General features: G+C 71.2%; 11 protein-coding genes and 2 pseudogenes. 8 read left to right on the plus strand and 5 right to left on the minus strand.

What is annotated here, in order from left to right:
- Together ABZ822_RS29575 and ABZ822_RS29580 are read left to right on the plus strand one after the other, a co-directional pair.
- Window positions 1–282: pseudogene (locus tag ABZ822_RS29575) on the plus strand (ABC transporter ATP-binding protein); the annotation flags it as partial.
- 176 nt (window positions 283–458) lie between these two features.
- Complete coding sequence (locus ABZ822_RS29580; protein ID WP_360860925.1) at window positions 459–689, plus strand: hypothetical protein; 231 nt, start codon at window positions 459–461, stop codon at window positions 687–689.
- Between the two features lie 16 nt (window positions 690–705).
- Here the strand turns inward: ABZ822_RS29580 and ABZ822_RS29585 are convergent, their stop codons facing one another.
- The 3 genes from ABZ822_RS29585 to ABZ822_RS29595 form a co-directional block, all read right to left on the minus strand.
- Window positions 706–1,662, minus strand: a complete 957-nt coding sequence (locus tag ABZ822_RS29585; protein ID WP_360860927.1) for a lytic polysaccharide monooxygenase — start codon at window positions 1,660–1,662, stop codon at window positions 706–708.
- 175 nt (window positions 1,663–1,837) lie between these two features.
- Window positions 1,838–4,357: an FtsX-like permease family protein gene (locus ABZ822_RS29590; RefSeq protein WP_360860929.1), complete on the minus strand. Its 2,520-nt coding sequence runs from the start codon at window positions 4,355–4,357 to the stop codon at window positions 1,838–1,840.
- A 125-nt stretch (window positions 4,358–4,482) separates the two neighbouring features.
- Window positions 4,483–5,271 carry an ABC transporter ATP-binding protein gene (locus tag ABZ822_RS29595; protein WP_360860931.1) on the minus strand — a complete coding sequence of 263 codons (789 nt, stop codon included), beginning with the start codon at window positions 5,269–5,271 and terminating at the stop codon, window positions 4,483–4,485.
- A gap of 297 nt (window positions 5,272–5,568) precedes the next feature.
- Here ABZ822_RS29595 and ABZ822_RS29600 point away from each other — a divergent pair, with 297 nt between their 5' ends.
- The gene (locus ABZ822_RS29600; RefSeq protein ID WP_360860933.1) at window positions 5,569–6,804 is read left to right on the plus strand and encodes an ATP-binding protein; all 1,236 of its coding nucleotides are present in this window, start codon (window positions 5,569–5,571) and stop codon (window positions 6,802–6,804) included.
- A 32-nt stretch (window positions 6,805–6,836) separates the two neighbouring features.
- The gene (locus tag ABZ822_RS29605) at window positions 6,837–7,553 is read left to right on the plus strand and encodes a response regulator transcription factor (protein WP_360861076.1); all 717 of its coding nucleotides are present in this window, start codon (window positions 6,837–6,839) and stop codon (window positions 7,551–7,553) included.
- Window positions 7,554–7,769: 216 nt separating this feature from the next.
- Here the strand turns inward: ABZ822_RS29605 and ABZ822_RS29610 are convergent, their stop codons facing one another.
- Window positions 7,770–9,344 (minus strand): reprolysin-like metallopeptidase, encoded by a 1,575-nt coding sequence (locus ABZ822_RS29610; RefSeq protein ID WP_360860935.1) that lies wholly within the window; start codon window positions 9,342–9,344, stop codon window positions 7,770–7,772.
- A 494-nt stretch (window positions 9,345–9,838) separates the two neighbouring features.
- Between ABZ822_RS29610 and ABZ822_RS29615 the strand changes: the two are divergent.
- Together ABZ822_RS29615 and ABZ822_RS29620 are read left to right on the plus strand one after the other, a co-directional pair.
- A pseudogene (locus ABZ822_RS29615) lies at window positions 9,839–10,057 on the plus strand (DNA-3-methyladenine glycosylase 2 family protein); the annotation flags it as partial.
- Between the two features lie 1,106 nt (window positions 10,058–11,163).
- Window positions 11,164–11,937, plus strand: coding sequence for an adhesin (locus tag ABZ822_RS29620; protein ID WP_360860937.1), 774 nt, complete (start codon window positions 11,164–11,166; stop codon window positions 11,935–11,937).
- Between the two features lie 102 nt (window positions 11,938–12,039).
- On the opposite strand, the gene ABZ822_RS29625 is transcribed toward ABZ822_RS29620, so the two are convergent.
- Window positions 12,040–12,810 carry a VOC family protein gene (locus ABZ822_RS29625; RefSeq protein ID WP_360860939.1) on the minus strand — a complete coding sequence of 257 codons (771 nt, stop codon included), beginning with the start codon at window positions 12,808–12,810 and terminating at the stop codon, window positions 12,040–12,042.
- Between the two features lie 302 nt (window positions 12,811–13,112).
- Here ABZ822_RS29625 and ABZ822_RS29630 point away from each other — a divergent pair, with 302 nt between their 5' ends.
- On the plus strand, window positions 13,113–13,727 hold the full coding sequence (locus tag ABZ822_RS29630; protein WP_360860941.1) for a hypothetical protein: 615 nt from the start codon (window positions 13,113–13,115) through the stop codon (window positions 13,725–13,727).
- On the plus strand, window positions 13,724–14,068 hold the full coding sequence (locus tag ABZ822_RS29635; protein ID WP_360860943.1) for a transcriptional regulator: 345 nt from the start codon (window positions 13,724–13,726) through the stop codon (window positions 14,066–14,068). The genes ABZ822_RS29630 and ABZ822_RS29635 overlap by 4 nt, the downstream gene beginning before the upstream one ends.
- The last annotated feature ends 325 nt before the right edge of the window (window positions 14,069–14,393 follow it).

Raw genomic sequence — 14,393 nt, forward strand, 5'->3', positions numbered from 1 at the left:
ATGGCGGCCCGGTTGCGGTTCTCCATCGCGGCGGCGAAGGACCATGACGTGCTGATGATCGACGAGGCGCTGGCGACGGGTGACCGGAAGTTCCAAAGGCGCTCGGAGCAGCGCATCCGCGAACTGCGCAAGCAGGCAGGCACGGTCTTCCTGGTCAGCCACAACAACAAGTCGATCCGGGACACCTGCGACCGCGTGCTGTGGCTGGAGAAGGGCGAACTCGTCATGGACGGACCCACGGCCGACGTCCTCACGGCGTACGAGAAGGCATCCGCGTTCTGAGGCGGGGCGCGGATGCCTGGTGTGCGGCGTGCGGGAGAAGTCATGGAGGGCGCTCGGTCCACGGGCCTCCGCCCCGTCCCGTGCGCCGATATCCCGTTGCCTGTGTGCGGCGTCGGTGCGATGGTTGCGCCCGGTGGCGCCGGCCGGGGGGCTGCGCACCAGGAGGGGGAGGGCTCATGCCCGGACCAGCAGGATTCGCCTATGAACAGCGCGCGGACGGAACGATCGTGGTGACCCACCGCCGTACGGTCGCGGCAACGCTGCGCGGCTCGCGCGCCCGCGTGTTCCTGGACGAAGTCGCCTCCGGCGAGCCGCAGTTGGTCATGGCGCGATGGACCGGCAACTACCGGCGCGGCAACGAACGTACGGCCCGGCAGCACGCCCGGAACCGGGCCGCCCGCCGCTGAACGGGCCCGGGGCCCGTCAGCGCGAGCTGCGCCGTCGCCGGTGGTAGGCGCCCGCCGCGCCGGCGGCGGCGAGAGCGGCGGCCGCCGCGACCGCGATCGGCAGGACAGGGACGCCGTCGGAGTCGCCCGCCGCGGAGGCGGGCTGTGCCGCAGGTCCGGACCCCGAAGGGGCGGGCGACTCCGACGGCTGCCCGGCCGTGGACCGTTCGGCCTGGCCGTCCGCCTTCTCGCGCCGCTGCTCCTTCCTCTTCTCCGGTCGGTCCTCGGTCGCCTTCTCCTTACCGCTTCCGGCCCCTCCGCCTGAGGCACTGCCCGCGCCGGACGCCGGCTTGCCGCCGGTGAGCACGACATCGGAGCACGAGTAGTAGGTGTCGGGAGTGTCGGTGTTGCGCCACACGGTGTACATGAGGTGCCGCCCGGTCCGTCCGGCGGGCAGCTCGCCCCTGAGGCGGTAGGCGCCGTCGCGGAGCGCCGGGTCCTTGGCCGTGAGGAACGGCTTGGCGTCGAGGTCGCCCCATGTCAGCGGCTGCCTCGGGTCGTACCCGGCCTTGGTGAGGTAGACGCTGAAGGTGCCCTTGTGGGGGATGGTCGACGCGTAGGTCAGGTTGAAAGGCTTCCCGGCGCGGAGCCTGTCCGCGGGCCAGTCGGCCCGCGGCAGGTCCAGCCCCTCGTACGCGTCGATGCCCGCGCTGCACAGCTTCCCGTCGGGAATCATCCGGCGGTCCCGCCCGGCCACATTCGGCACGCGCAGGTTGTCCCACTCCTTGAAGGCCGCGCCACCGCCGCTCGCCCGGGCCGCCGCCACGCACGCGGCGGAACCGGCCGTGCCGCCCTCGCGTCCGCACGCCGCGACCCGGCTGACCGGATCGGTCGGGGCGCCGTGCGCCCACGCGGGCCCGGCGCCGACCGTGAGGAGAAGCACCGGCGCGCTGCCGATGAGCGCGGCTGCGGCCAGGGCGCGATGAGCGGACATCCGGATGCGACCTCCTCGAACGGCTGGCGGCGACCACCGCCCTGCCGACAAGTACGGCCCGGACCTGGCGCGGTGTTCATCTCCGCGCCGTTCATCTCCGCAGTCCCTCAGCTTCTGCGGTGTCCATCGCCGGTCCTCTTCGCCGGTCTCCCTCCCCACGGTCTTCCTGTCCGCGTCAGTCCGTGTCGCTGCCCATCGCCTTCAGCATCGGGACCGCCATCGCCTGGCGTCCCGGCCACAGCGAGGCGAGGACGCCGATCGCGGCCGTGGCGGCGAAGCACAGGGCCGCCGTGCCCCACGGGACGACCAGGGGGACGCTCGACCGGGTGAGGACGGCTGCCGTGCCGATCGCGCCGCCCGCCACGAGCCCGAGGGCCGAACCGAGGAGGGAGATGGTCACCGACTCGATGCGCAGGACGGATGCGAGCCGCCGGCGGTCGAGTCCGAGGGCACGCAACATGCCGATCTCCCGGACGCGTTCGGAGACGGCCATGCCCATCGTGTTGACCACCCCCAGGGCACCGATCAGCACGGTGACGCTGAGCAGGGCGTACATGATGTCCCGGAACTCGGCCGTGTCTGCGCTCGCCGCCGTCCGCACCTCCGCGCGGTCCTGCACCAGCAGGGTCGGGTTGTCGAGCGCGCGCCGGATGTCGCGCTGGAGCGCGGCGGTGCGGCCGGGGTCGGCGTCGACGAGCACCGACGTGATGCGCGCCCGGTCCTCGGTGCCGGTGGCGTGCGGCAGCCTGGTCCGCGAGACCAGCGCGGGTGCGAAGTCCTTGCCCTCATAGATGGCGACGACGGGGAGTGCCGTCTTCCGCTTCGTACCGTCGACGCTGCCGGTGACGCGGCTGCCGAGCGTCACGTGGCGGGCCGCGGCGGTCTCCTGCTCGAGAGCGATGCCGCGGTCCAGACGCTGGAGCGAACCCTCGCGGAGGGTGATGGGCGCCAGGCGTTCCACGGTGCCGGGGGTGACGGCCGCCGCCCCGATCATGTCGTCGCGGGACACCTGGATGCCGGTGTCGACGACGGCGGTGACGGCCGCGGCGTACGGGAGGCGTTCGACGCGCCGGGCGACATCCGGCCCGACCTCGCCGAAGTCGACGGCCGTGATGCGCAGATCGGAGGCCATGGCGCGGTCGGCCTCGTCCTCGTCCATACGCCCGATCGAGGCCACGACGACGGTGACGGCGGTGATCATCGCGAGGCCGACCATGAGCGTGGCGGCGGTGGCCGCCGTACGGCGCGGGTTGCGGCGGGCGTTCTCCAGCGCCAGTTTGCCGCGGATCCCGGCCAGTCGGCGCAGAGGCGTACGGAGCAGGCGCGTGACGCCGAGCGCGATCAGCGGGGTGAGGACGATGAGACCGACGAGGAGGACGGGCCCGGCGGCGTAGAGGATGTTCTCGTCACCGGTGGCCGCCCAGAGCAGCAGTACCCCGAGCCCGGTGACCGCCGCGCCGAGGACGCTGCGGCGGCGGAGCGAGGCCGGCGTGGGCGGCCGGTTCGTCCGGAGCGCCGCGACCGGTGAGACGGCCGCCGCGCGGCGCGCCGGGATGTAGGCGGCCAGCATGGTGATGCCGATGCCGACGCCGAAGGCGGCCAGGACCGGGGTGAGCCGGTCGATCCGCAGCGGGGCGCTCGTACCGCCCGCGGCACCGAACAGGGTGTTGAGGAGGGCCGCGACGCCGATGCCCAGGGCGTAGCCCACGACGGACGCGACGGCCCCGACGACCGCGGCCTCGGCGAGGACCTGGCGCATCACGTACCGCCGGGTCGCCCCGACCACGCGGAGCAGGGCGTGTTCGCGGGCCCGGGCGGCGCTCAGCATGGTGAAGGTGTTGGCGACGAGGAAGGTGGAGACGAACAGGGCGACACCGGCGAAGCCGAGCAGCAGCGTCGTGAGCTTGTTGCCGGAGGCGTCCGTGGCGGCGCTCTCCAGCTCCGCGGCGGTGACGGCTTCGAGCCCGCGGGGCAGCAACTCCTGGGCCCGCCGGGCGAGTTCCGCCTCCGACGTTCCGTCGGCGGCGGTCAGGGTGATCGACGTGTAGCTGCCGGGGACCGGGGCGAAGCGCCGCAGCGCGGTGGCGGTGTCGAACGCCGTGAGCGTTCCGCCGGTGGCGACGCGGCTGTCCTGGGCGGTGAAGAGGCCGACGAGGCGGGCGTCGCGGGCCGTGCCGCCGACGACGATACGGACGGTGTCGCCGACCCTGTGCCCGGACCGTTCGGCCGCCGCCGTGTCGACGGCGACCTCGCCGGCGGTGCGCGGTCCGCGGCCGGCGGCGAGGGGGTAGCGGGGGTCCTTGCCCGTGCGGTCCGGGACGTAGTTGACGCCCGCGGACCGGTACAGGTCACCGACGAGCGTGCCGTCCCGGCCCGCCAGGAACGAGCGGCCCTCGACCGTGCCCCGCGCCGCCGCGACCCCGGGCACGCCGCGGAGACGCCTCAGTATCGCGTCGTCGATGCGCGACTTCGTCGCGGAGGAGCCCGACGAGGAGTACCGGGCGGATTCAGCAGGCTGGACCGCAACGGACACATCCGGCTGGGAGTTGGCCAGGGCCTTGGTGACGGCGGTACTGACGGAGTCGCCGTAGATCAGCGATCCGGTCACGAAGGCGACGCCGAGCACGACGGCGAGCGCGGGCAGCGCGAACCGGAGGCGATGCGAGCGCAGGGTGCGCAGGGTGGTGCGGAGCATGGCGGACCTCCGGGACGAGGGGCGGTGGGTGGACGACACGGACCCGGGGGACCGGCGTTGAGATGCGGACCCGCCGTACGACCCGTTGCCGGGCGACGCCGCGGGGCCCGGACGGGGGCCGGTGCTCATCGGGCGACCTGCTGCTGACCGGCGTCGAAGGTCTTCATCTGCTCCAGCACCCCGGAGGCACTGGGATCGGTCATCTCGTGCACGAGGCGTCCGTCGGCCAGGAAGAGCGCGCGGTCGGCGTACGCGGCCGCGACCGGGTCGTGGGTGACCATCACGACCGTCTGGCCCAGCATCGTCGCGGACATCTGCAGAAACGACAGGACCTGCGCGCCCGCCCGGGAGTCGAGGTTGCCCGTGGGCTCGTCGGCGAAGACGATCGCGGGCTGCGAGGCCAGCGCCCGGGCGCAGGCCACCCGCTGCTGCTGGCCGCCGGACAGCTGGTCCGGGCGGTGGCCGAGGCGGTCGGACAGGCCCAGGGCGGAGACGAGTTCCCGCAGCCAGGCCGGGTCGGGGGAGACCCCGGCCAGATCGCAGGGGAGCGTGATGTTCTCCAGCGCCGTGAGCGTGGGCAGGAGGTTGAACGACTGGAAGACGAAGCCGATGCGCTCGCGCCGCAGCCTGGTGAGCCGGGCCTCGTCGAGCGAGGCGAGGTCGGTGTCGCCGATCCACGCGCTGCCGGACGTCGGGGTGTCGAGACCGGCGAGGCAGTGCATGAACGTGGACTTGCCCGACCCCGAGGGGCCCATGATCGCGGTGAACTCCCCGGAGACGAACCGGGCCGACACCCCGGCGAGCGCCGTCACCGCGGTCTCGCCCTCGCCGTAGACCTTCGTCAGGTCGTGGCCGGTGGCGACCACCGCTCCGGGCCTGCGGGGGGACGCGGGGGCGTCCAAGGGCTGACTCATCGCACATCGCTCCTGGGTGAGTTTCACGGGACGGTTCGGCCCGATCGGTCGGGCCGACGCCGGATCCGCGCTCGACACGGCCGGCCGGTCGGCACCGACGCGGGCTCGGACGAGAGGGGATCTCCGGGCTCGGGCAGGCGGGACGGGGGCCGATGCCGCGGCCGTCCCACCGGACCGTCCCGATGCTGCCGGGCCGGACGTCCCCCGCGGATCCACCGGAATACCGAAGCGGCGAGCCGCCTCCATCGGCCGAACGGCCGAGGTGAAGGAAGACCGGCCTGCCGTAGCGTGACCTGCATGATTGCCGCGTTCCGGTCCCGCTCCCGCGCTCAGCAGATCCTCATCTGCCTGATCGGCGCGGGGCTGCTCCCCCTGATCGTGCTCGAAGGCCGCAACGCGCCCTACGTGGCCGTGGCGGCTGCGACCGTCGTCACCGGGGCGCTGGCGCTGCTCGCCCTCTTCGCGCCGGAGCGCTGGTTCTGGCAGTGCGTCCTGGTCGCCGCGGCGGCGTCCTGCGCCCTGACGGTCGTACAGACACAGCTCCCGCAGCGCCCCGAGAACACGCCGGGGATGGTGGAGCTGTGCGTCCTGCTGCTGGTGATCACGCGCACGGTGCGGCGCTGCCGTCCCCTGAAGGCGATCGCGCTGTCAGCGGCGGTGTCCTGCGCGGCGGTCCTCCTCTTCCTGCGGATCGAGGCCTGGGACGACACCCTCTATCTGCTGATCAGCTTCGTCATCGTGTGCGCCGTGCCCTGCGCGGTCGTCCTCGGGCTGGCGCTGCGCCTGCGCGACACCATGCGCACCCGGGAGATCGAGGACGTGCGCCAGTCCCAACGCCTCGAGTACGCACGGGAGTTGCACGACTTCGTCGCCCACCACGTCACGGCGATCGTCGCCCAGACCAAGGCGGCCCGCTTCACGGCGGACGCCGGCCACGCCCAGAGCCCCGAGGACCTGGACCGGATGCTGGCGCAGATCGAGCAGGCCGGAGCCCAGGCGCTGGGATCGATGCGTGCCATGGTCTCCGTCCTGCGTGATCCGGGTGCGCCCGCGGCGACGCGACCCGCCGGAGACCTGGGCGGTCTGCACACGCTCGTCGAGAAGTTCGCGGTCGCGGGGCCGCCCGCCACACTGGCCCTCGACCCGCGGGTGACCGACCGGCCCGTGCCGCCGGAGGTCGCCACGACCGTCTACAGCGTCGTGCAGGAGTCGCTCACCAACGCGCGGAAGCACGCGGCGGGAGCCACACGCGTCGAGGTCCGGGTCGAACCTCACCCCGACGTGCCCGACCGCATCGAGGTGACGGTGACCGACGACGGCCGCCGCCGCCCGGACGAGGAGGGGCGGAGCGTCGCGCACGGAGGGGAGGACGACGCCGCGAGCGGCGGCCGGGCAACCGGCGGGGGATACGGACTCGTCGGACTCGGCGAACGGGTCGAAGGCATCGGCGGGCGGATCAGCGCGGGGGAGCGGCCGGGCGGCGGCTGGCGCGTCCACGCCCTTCTGCCGCTCGACACCCTGACCACCCACTGACCGGGGGCGCGACACTTGGGATCATGTCGTCCATGACGATCCGGGTGCTCATCGCCGACGACCAGCCCATGGTCCGCGCCGCGTTCCGCATGATCCTGGACTCCCAGCCGGACATCCAGGTCGTGGCCGAGGTGGCCGACGGGGCGGCGGCCGTCTCGGAGGCGCGGCGCGTACGGCCCGACGTCTGCCTGCTGGACATCCGGATGCCGGAGCTCGACGGTCTGGAGGCCACCCGGCTGCTCGCGGGCCCCGGTGTGCCCGAGCCGATGAACGTGCTCATCGCCACCACCTTCGACCTCGACGAGTACGTCTACACGGCCCTGCGCAACGGGGCCTGCGGCTTCCTGCTGAAGGACGGCGCACCGGGGCTGCTCACGGAGGCCGTACGGGCCGCCGCCGCGGGCAACTCCCTGATCTCACCGTCGATCACGGTCCGCCTCCTCGCGCACATGGCCCCTCACCGGCCCGGACTTCGCGACGGAGCGGCCGGAAAACCCGTGAGGGGCGGGGAAGGCCAGGGGCCCGCCCGGCCGGCCGAACCGCTGACCCAGCGCGAGCTGGACGTCGTCCGGCTCGTGGCCCGAGGCCGTACCAACGAGGAACTCGCGGCCGAGCTCTACGTCACGCTGTCGACGGTCAAGACCCACCTCGCCAACGTCCAGCGCAAGCTGGCCGCACGCAACCGCGTGGAGATCGCCGCCTGGGCCTGGGAGTCGGGTGTCTGCGGGAGTGACGGGAGCTCTGCCTAGCCTCGCGCTTTCATGAGGCTGCTCGTCCACGCCTTGATCGAACAAGCGGAGAGTGCTGCCACTCGACCGTGGAGAAGTGAAGCCGGGCGACGCGCATGAGCAAGGGATCATGCATCGTGCGGTCGCCCGGCTTCGGCCCAGGACACTTCAATGTCGGTCGGGCAGCGTCCGATGCCGTTGTGTCCTCGGCTGCCGAGTCCTAGGAGGCTCGTACGGTCACGGAATCTCGCTGAACCGCGCGACGATGCTGCGGTTGGCGTTCATGGTGATCTGGTAGCTGGGCGTGGTGACGGCTTGGGGTTGGCCGTCGACCACCCAGCCGGTGAACTGGAAGCCGGGGCTGGGGACGGCCGTGACGGTGACCTGGGTGCCGGGGTCGTACGGGCCGTACTCACTGGGCTTGACACTGGTGGCTCCGCCGACAGGGTCGGCGGAGATGTTGAGAGAGACCCGGTTGGTGACCAAAGAGGGACGGTAGGCGGCCAGGATGTCGGCACTGCGTGTTGCGACGGCGGCGTTGTTGTTGTTCGCGTCGCCGAGGGGCTGGCCGTTGAAGACGTCCTCGGTGTTGGAGTACTGATTGACGACCTTGCACGGCTGAGTGCAGGCACTGGAGTAGGCCATGATCGTGTGCCACTGCTGATCGGGGGTGATCCAGCCGTAGTTCTGGGTGCCGACGGGGGTTGTTCCCCCCTGGCTGGCCACTGTCAGGCGGTCGTGCTTCAGACCGAAGTTGTGGCCGATCTCGTGTGCGAGGTTCTCCCACGCTGTCACGGAGAAGACGCTGGTGACCGAGAACGCGGCGCTGTCGGTCGTCGAGGTTGCGGCCGGGGTGGGCAGGTTGGCCTGCCCGGAGCTGTCCTCTGCGGGGATGGCGGCGAGGAGCGCGACCAGGTCGGCGCTGGATGACGCCCGCTGCGCGGCGGCCGGGGCGCCGAGGGTCGGGTTCGCGGGGTTGCTGAGCATGCCCAGCAGGGTTCCGGCGTTTTCGCGTGCGACGCCGGTCGGCTGGGTCTGGTAGGTGTTGACGACGTGCACACTGGCCGGCACACCGCTCGTCGCAAGCGCCCTGTTGAGTTGGTTCACGCCGTACCTGATCCGGGCCTGGACCGCCGCGACACTGCCGAGTTCTGTGACGCTGGCCGGGGTGTAGGCGACGACGATGTCGATGGCAGCCGGGTTGTCGGGAGTTGCGATCCTCAACCCCGGCTTACGGGGCTTGTGGGGCGGCTTGGGGGGCTTGTGGCCCGCGGGCACCTCGACTGTGTCGACACCGTGTCCGTTGGGGGGCAGCTTCAGGGAGTCGATCTCCTGCAGCTGGAACCAGCCCGGGCGCTTGGCCAACGGCTGGTACTGGTACTGGCGGGAGCCGACCTCGATCGCGCCGGAGAGGGTGACCGGACCGTCTGTGCACGCTCCGATGACGGACACGGCGATGGTGTTCTCGGGGTGCTTCGGGTCGTGTCCGGCCCAATACACGGTGCCGTCAGCGTCCTGGCGCTGGAAGTCCTGCACCGCAGTGAAACCCTTCCCGTGGCCGGACGGAGGGAACGCGCGGTTGTGGTGGCCGAAGAGAGGGAACGTGCGGCGCTCGGGTCTCCCCTCCTTCTGCTTTCCGCACAACGAACGGAACTGCTCGGCATCCGCGCGCATCGCTGCGGTGCGCACCACCCAGGGCTCGTGGTCACCCCCGCCGGTCCCAGCGGACGCGGCGGGGGTGTTGAGGGCCAATGCCAGGGTGGCGATGAGGGCGGTCGCCGCGCTGGAGGCGGCGAGTAGGGAACGACGCATGAGGTACGTGAGCCTCTCTATGGGGGTTTTCGGCTCATGTTCCGCAGACCGAGCTCCTGCCACCTCGCGGTGCACGTGTTCACGCAGCCATCCGGGTCGAGGTTCACCCGGATACACCTCTGGCCATGTCCGACGCGCCGTCGCAGACCTTTGCGCGGTGCTCTGGACACGGCAGCCGGCCCGCACGGCCTGTGGCCTGCCGCCCCGCCTCACGGCAGTACTTCGGTGAGGCGGGAGCCTTGGCGGCGGCACTCGGCGGCACTCGGCGGCACTCGGCGGTCTCGCGGGATCCTGACGGTCTCCCACCCTGCGGCGCAGACCCAGGTGGGCGCGCAAAGCTCGGACGGGTCTTCCCTCCGGTCGGATGACGCCGGGTCAGGGACATTCGTCACTGGCCCGCCGGGACAAGATCATCAAGGATGGTCAGGGACAACACGTCAAGGCCGAGCGGTGCTCCCGCACCAGCGCAGCTCACCTGCTCGACCTCGGCTGACGGCGCGCCCGATGTGATCACATGCGGTGAGCCGCATCTGCCCGGGCACATCGGCTACGCCCCCACAGGCCGCCGCGGCCTCGGCGACACCGAGATGCCGGAACTGCTCGCCCCCTACGCCGGACAGCGCCGACGCGCCGCTCGCCTCATCCTGCTGACCGGCCGCGTCCCCACCCGACGCGAACCCCGCGCACCGCTCGGCCGCATCGCCCGCCTGTAGCCACCGCGGACCGGGAGCCGTCGAGCGTGCACGTAGCCGGCAGGGCGTCCCCGGGATTTCTCACGGAACGGGGATTCGCCACTCCGTCGGATGCGCCGCGTCCGCAGAACGGGATTCCGGGCAGCCAAGAGTCGGAATCCGCCGTGTCACCGAGAGAGTGCACCGTGCGTATTCCACCGGCAGAGAAAGCCTTCTGCCACCGACGCCGAAAAGAAGTTCGGTCGTCGGTGCTTCATCGGCTTCCCATTGTTTTCGCGCTCGCGCGCGTGCCATTCTTCCGGACGCCGGGACGAGGGCCGGTGGCCGGAGCGGAGCGATATGCGGACGTCTCCGTTCCCGGACTGTAGGGCATGGAGGCGGGAGTTCAAGGAGTAATCGCTACTCACCTTCGCTTCGCACCTCTGCCCAGGTCGGGCCCACGCGACGCAGCGCGTGCGGAAGTCGGGGGAGTGTCGGAAGGCCGACGGTCACCGCGGTACTGCCCGCCGTCCCCTTCCATGCCCTCCGAACTCCGGCGTGACCTGCTGCGATGCGGTTCGTCATCCCTCCGCGGTGGTGAGCGTCGGGCTCGATCCGATGTGCGACCCGTCCGTCCCCGGCGGCCGGGAATGGCATTGCTTGGGCGAATTGGCCGCTCTTTGGAGAGCCGTGGGCAATTCTGCCGACGGTCCTGGGTGCGAGGGCTGTGCGCGCTCCGGGAACCCGGCACGGTGAATCCCCGTCCAACCCGTCAGTGGTGTCATGGAGTTGTGCCCTGGACCCCGGGTCCGTGAAGGATTCCTGTAAATCCCCGCTCCTTGTTTGCGCGGGGGCGTGGAGACGGATTCGGTGCGCTACTCTTCCGGCGGATCGGCCGCACCTCTACCTTTACCCGGCGGTCACCTCTAGTGTCGCTGCGAACCGGCGGCCCAGGGTGTGTTCGAGTGCTCGTGGCGTTATCAGGGGAAAATTCGATGTCATGTCAACGATGCGACGAACGCGGAATTACCCTTTCGGGAGAGCCGTGTTCGTGCTGGACCGGGCAGAAGATGTGGGAGGACGGGGGGCGAAGGGCCTTCCGTGACGCGGGGTACCGGTGGTGGATCGCGCTGGGTGCCGTGCTCATCATGGCCGGGCTGGGGCTGCTGGTGAGCTCTCCGTGGGTGTCCGGTCCCGTGGGCCGGACCGACGACGTCGCGGACAACACCGGTCTGCGGGCCGGGCCCAAGCCGACGCTCGTCCTTCCGACGGGGAGAGCCCCGGAGAAGACCCCGTCGAAGTCCCCCTCGCCGTCGAAGTCCCGGTCCAAGGCCAAGAAGCCGACGCGCTCGCCGTCGCCCCCGCCGCCCAAGCCCCCCGCGCCCACGGAGGAGCCGGCCACGTACACCGCCTGGGCAGGCCCCGGCTGCCCGACACCGGCCGGAGGCGGATACCGGGAGCTGAACCGCTCGTCCGACGGCATCGAGGGCTGGTACACCCTCAGTTCGGGCGGCTACACCGGAGCGGGCTGCAACGGCTCGTTCACCGCGATGCCGATGTCGGGCAACAGCGACGACGGGCACAACCGCGCGGTCTGGTGGTGGACGCCCAGCGAGGACTCCGACGTCTGCACGATCTCGGTCTACGTCCCGGAGGGCACCAACGACCGCGACGTGGCAGGAAACCCCTCCTACTACGAGGTGTTCCACGACCCGGCGGAGCTGTACGCCTCCGACTACACCTTCTCGGTCGACCAGATCTCCAACCGGGGGCGGCTCGTCGAGGGCGGCACCTTCCCCGTACGGGACGGCAGCATCGCGGTGCGGCTGGTCGGCACCGGCTACAACTGGGACGAGAACGGCAACAACTACCACCACCATGGAGCGGCCCAGGTCAAACTCACTTGCCACGCGTCCGCCTGACGGGCGTCGGTGGCAACCGGCGGTGTGCCTTCCCCGGCAGCGCATCGCCGGAAGACGGGGCCGGCCGAGTGACCTCCGGCCGGCCCCGGCCCTCTGCCCCGTTCAGTGACCCGGGGCCAGGGCGATGAGGGACAGGGTGCCGCCCTGCGGGTCGTTGACGACGGAGAACCGGCCCGGCGGGATGGTGGTGGGCGGAACGCTGACGTTGCCCCCGAGTTCGGTGACCCGGGCCGCGGCGGCGTCGCAGTCCTCCACGGCGATGTAGACCATCCAGTGCGCCGGCAGCTCGGCGGGGAAGGCGTCGGTCATGCCCATCATGCCGCTGAACGACGTCCCCTCGAGGTGCCACTCGGTGTACTCGCTGGGGCCGGCGGAACTGGTGCGACCCTCCCAGCCGAAGACCGCGGAGTAGAACGAGACGGCCTTGCCGGTGTCGCGGGCCATCAGCTCGAACCAGCAGACGCTCCCCGGCTCGTCGATGACCCCGAATCCGGTGTGGTCGCGCGGCTGCCAGACTCCGAAGATCGCGCCCTCGGGGTCGGTGAGGACCGCCATCCGGCCTGCCTCCAGGACGTCCATGGGTGCGGCGACGACCGCTCCGCCGTTATCGGTGACCTTGGCGGCCGTGGCGTCGACGTCGTCGACCTGGAAATACACCATCCAGGCAGTCGGGGCCTCCGGCGTCGGGCACGGCCCGTAGCCGCCGACGAGCTTCCCGCCTAGGGCGAACATGCCGTAGCCACCCGCCTCGTCCGACGGCGCCTCCTCGGCCGACCAGCCGAACAGCGCCTCGTAGAAGGCCTTGGCCACGGGCACGTCCGTTGCGGACAGGTCGGCCCAGACGGGCGCGGACGCCCGGTTGGAGATCTTCATGCTCTGCTCCCATGTCAGGGTGATGTCTGATGTCTGATGTCTGGTGCCGGAATGCTCGGTGAGTGCCGACAACGCTTATCAAACGTACGTTCCCATCCCGGGGTTGCGGGGCGTGCTGAGGGATTTGAGTAGCCGCCGCATGCCGGCCACGGGACCGTTCTCAATGTGCCTGGCCACCCCGGGAGTTGGCGGGACGAAAGCGCCTGAGTGATGTACCGCACCCGGCTCGTTCGCTCTTGACGGCCGATCACTCTGCATTACGGAGTGCTCTGCGTTCGCAGGAGCGAGGAATGGAGTCCGCGATGGAAGCCGCTGAAACCCGGGCCGTGCTGGCTCACACGGAGGAACTGCGCCAACGCGCACGGGCCGACCGCCGTGCGTCGTCGGTGCCGCTCATCACCTTCGGGGTCATCATCATGCTGAGCGCCCCGTTCACCTACGTCCCCTTCGGCCCGCTCTGGAGGAGCGAAGGGCTGTACTGGTGGGTGGCGGTGCCGGTGGGTTTCCTCGCCATCGCCTTCTGGTATCGAACCCGGCGCATCAGGACGGGCATCGGCTCGGGGCGCGGGGCCTATGTCGTGGCCGCTCTCGCGTCCGCGCTGCTGCTCGGTTTCGGGCTGACCTGGGTGTTCGGAGGAGGTCCGCTCGGGATCACCGGCCTGGCCCTGCTGATCCTGGCCGTCGTCCAGCGCAACGCCTACCTCACCGCCTGCGCGGCCGCCCTGGCCGTGATCGGCTCGATGGAGAACGACGCGATGATCACCGACAAGGCCAACGACATCGCCGTACGCATCGTCGGTGAACCGTCCCACGGCGGGTGGCTCTACGGCGTGCCACCGCTCGTCCAGGTCCTGCTGGGCCTGACGGTCCTTGCCGCCGGGCTGGTGGCACTCCGCAACGAGCGCGCCGCGCGATGAACCGTCCGGACGAGGAGACCGACCACCACCCCACCACCGGGCTGGACGACGCGGTGCATCAGCGGACCCGCCTCGGCCTGCTCGCCGTCCTCCACGAAACCCGGCAGGCGGACTTCGGATATCTCAAGAAGCTGCTCAAGCTCACCGACGGCAACCTCGGACGCCATCTCGAGGTCCTGGCCCAGCAGGACCTGGTGCGCGTCACCAAGGGATACCAGGGCAAGCGCCCCCGCACCTGGGTGGAGATCACCGACGGCGGCCGCGCCGCCCTGTCCGCCGAGATGTCCGCCCTGAGGGAACTCCTGCGCCGGTTCGAGAACTCCGGGGGATCGGAGGGCTGAGCGGGTCCGGTCGACCGTCCGTGGAATTCCCCCTCTCGACCCGAGCTCGTACGGGCGCGCATGCACGCCACCGCGGCATGAATGCGGGGTACGGCCGTGTCAAGCTCAACTCCGCGGTGCGGGGCGGCACATGCTGACCCGTCTGCCTGATCGACCGTCAAACGACTTGTGAGGAAAGGGCCGTCCCTGCCGCTCCTGCAGGGACGGCCCGCTTTCCCGGGGGAATCCGGTACGGCTCGGCGCGCGCAACCGGGCGTACTCCTCCGGCAATTCCCCTGGATTCACCGGTGCATTGCGGGATTCACCGGAGCCCGGCCCGCACGAC

The sequence above is a fragment of the Streptomyces sp. NPDC047108 genome (assembly GCF_040643575.1).
Classification (GTDB): Bacteria; Actinomycetota; Actinomycetes; order Streptomycetales; family Streptomycetaceae; genus Streptomyces.

Coding starts and splice junctions, on each gene's coding strand:
- ABZ822_RS29580 (WP_360860925.1), top strand. CDS start 459: ATGCCCGGACCAGCAGGATTCGCCTATGAACAGCGCGCGGACGGAACG.
- ABZ822_RS29585 (WP_360860927.1), bottom strand. CDS start 1,662: ATGTCCGCTCATCGCGCCCTGGCCGCAGCCGCGCTCATCGGCAGCGCG.
- ABZ822_RS29590 (WP_360860929.1), bottom strand. CDS start 4,357: ATGCTCCGCACCACCCTGCGCACCCTGCGCTCGCATCGCCTCCGGTTC.
- ABZ822_RS29595 (WP_360860931.1), bottom strand. CDS start 5,271: ATGAGTCAGCCCTTGGACGCCCCCGCGTCCCCCCGCAGGCCCGGAGCG.
- ABZ822_RS29600 (WP_360860933.1), top strand. CDS start 5,569: ATGATTGCCGCGTTCCGGTCCCGCTCCCGCGCTCAGCAGATCCTCATC.
- ABZ822_RS29605 (WP_360861076.1), top strand. CDS start 6,837: ATGACGATCCGGGTGCTCATCGCCGACGACCAGCCCATGGTCCGCGCC.
- ABZ822_RS29610 (WP_360860935.1), bottom strand. CDS start 9,344: ATGCGTCGTTCCCTACTCGCCGCCTCCAGCGCGGCGACCGCCCTCATC.
- ABZ822_RS29620 (WP_360860937.1), top strand. CDS start 11,164: ATGGCCGGGCTGGGGCTGCTGGTGAGCTCTCCGTGGGTGTCCGGTCCC.
- ABZ822_RS29625 (WP_360860939.1), bottom strand. CDS start 12,810: ATGAAGATCTCCAACCGGGCGTCCGCGCCCGTCTGGGCCGACCTGTCC.
- ABZ822_RS29630 (WP_360860941.1), top strand. CDS start 13,113: ATGGAAGCCGCTGAAACCCGGGCCGTGCTGGCTCACACGGAGGAACTG.
- ABZ822_RS29635 (WP_360860943.1), top strand. CDS start 13,724: ATGAACCGTCCGGACGAGGAGACCGACCACCACCCCACCACCGGGCTG.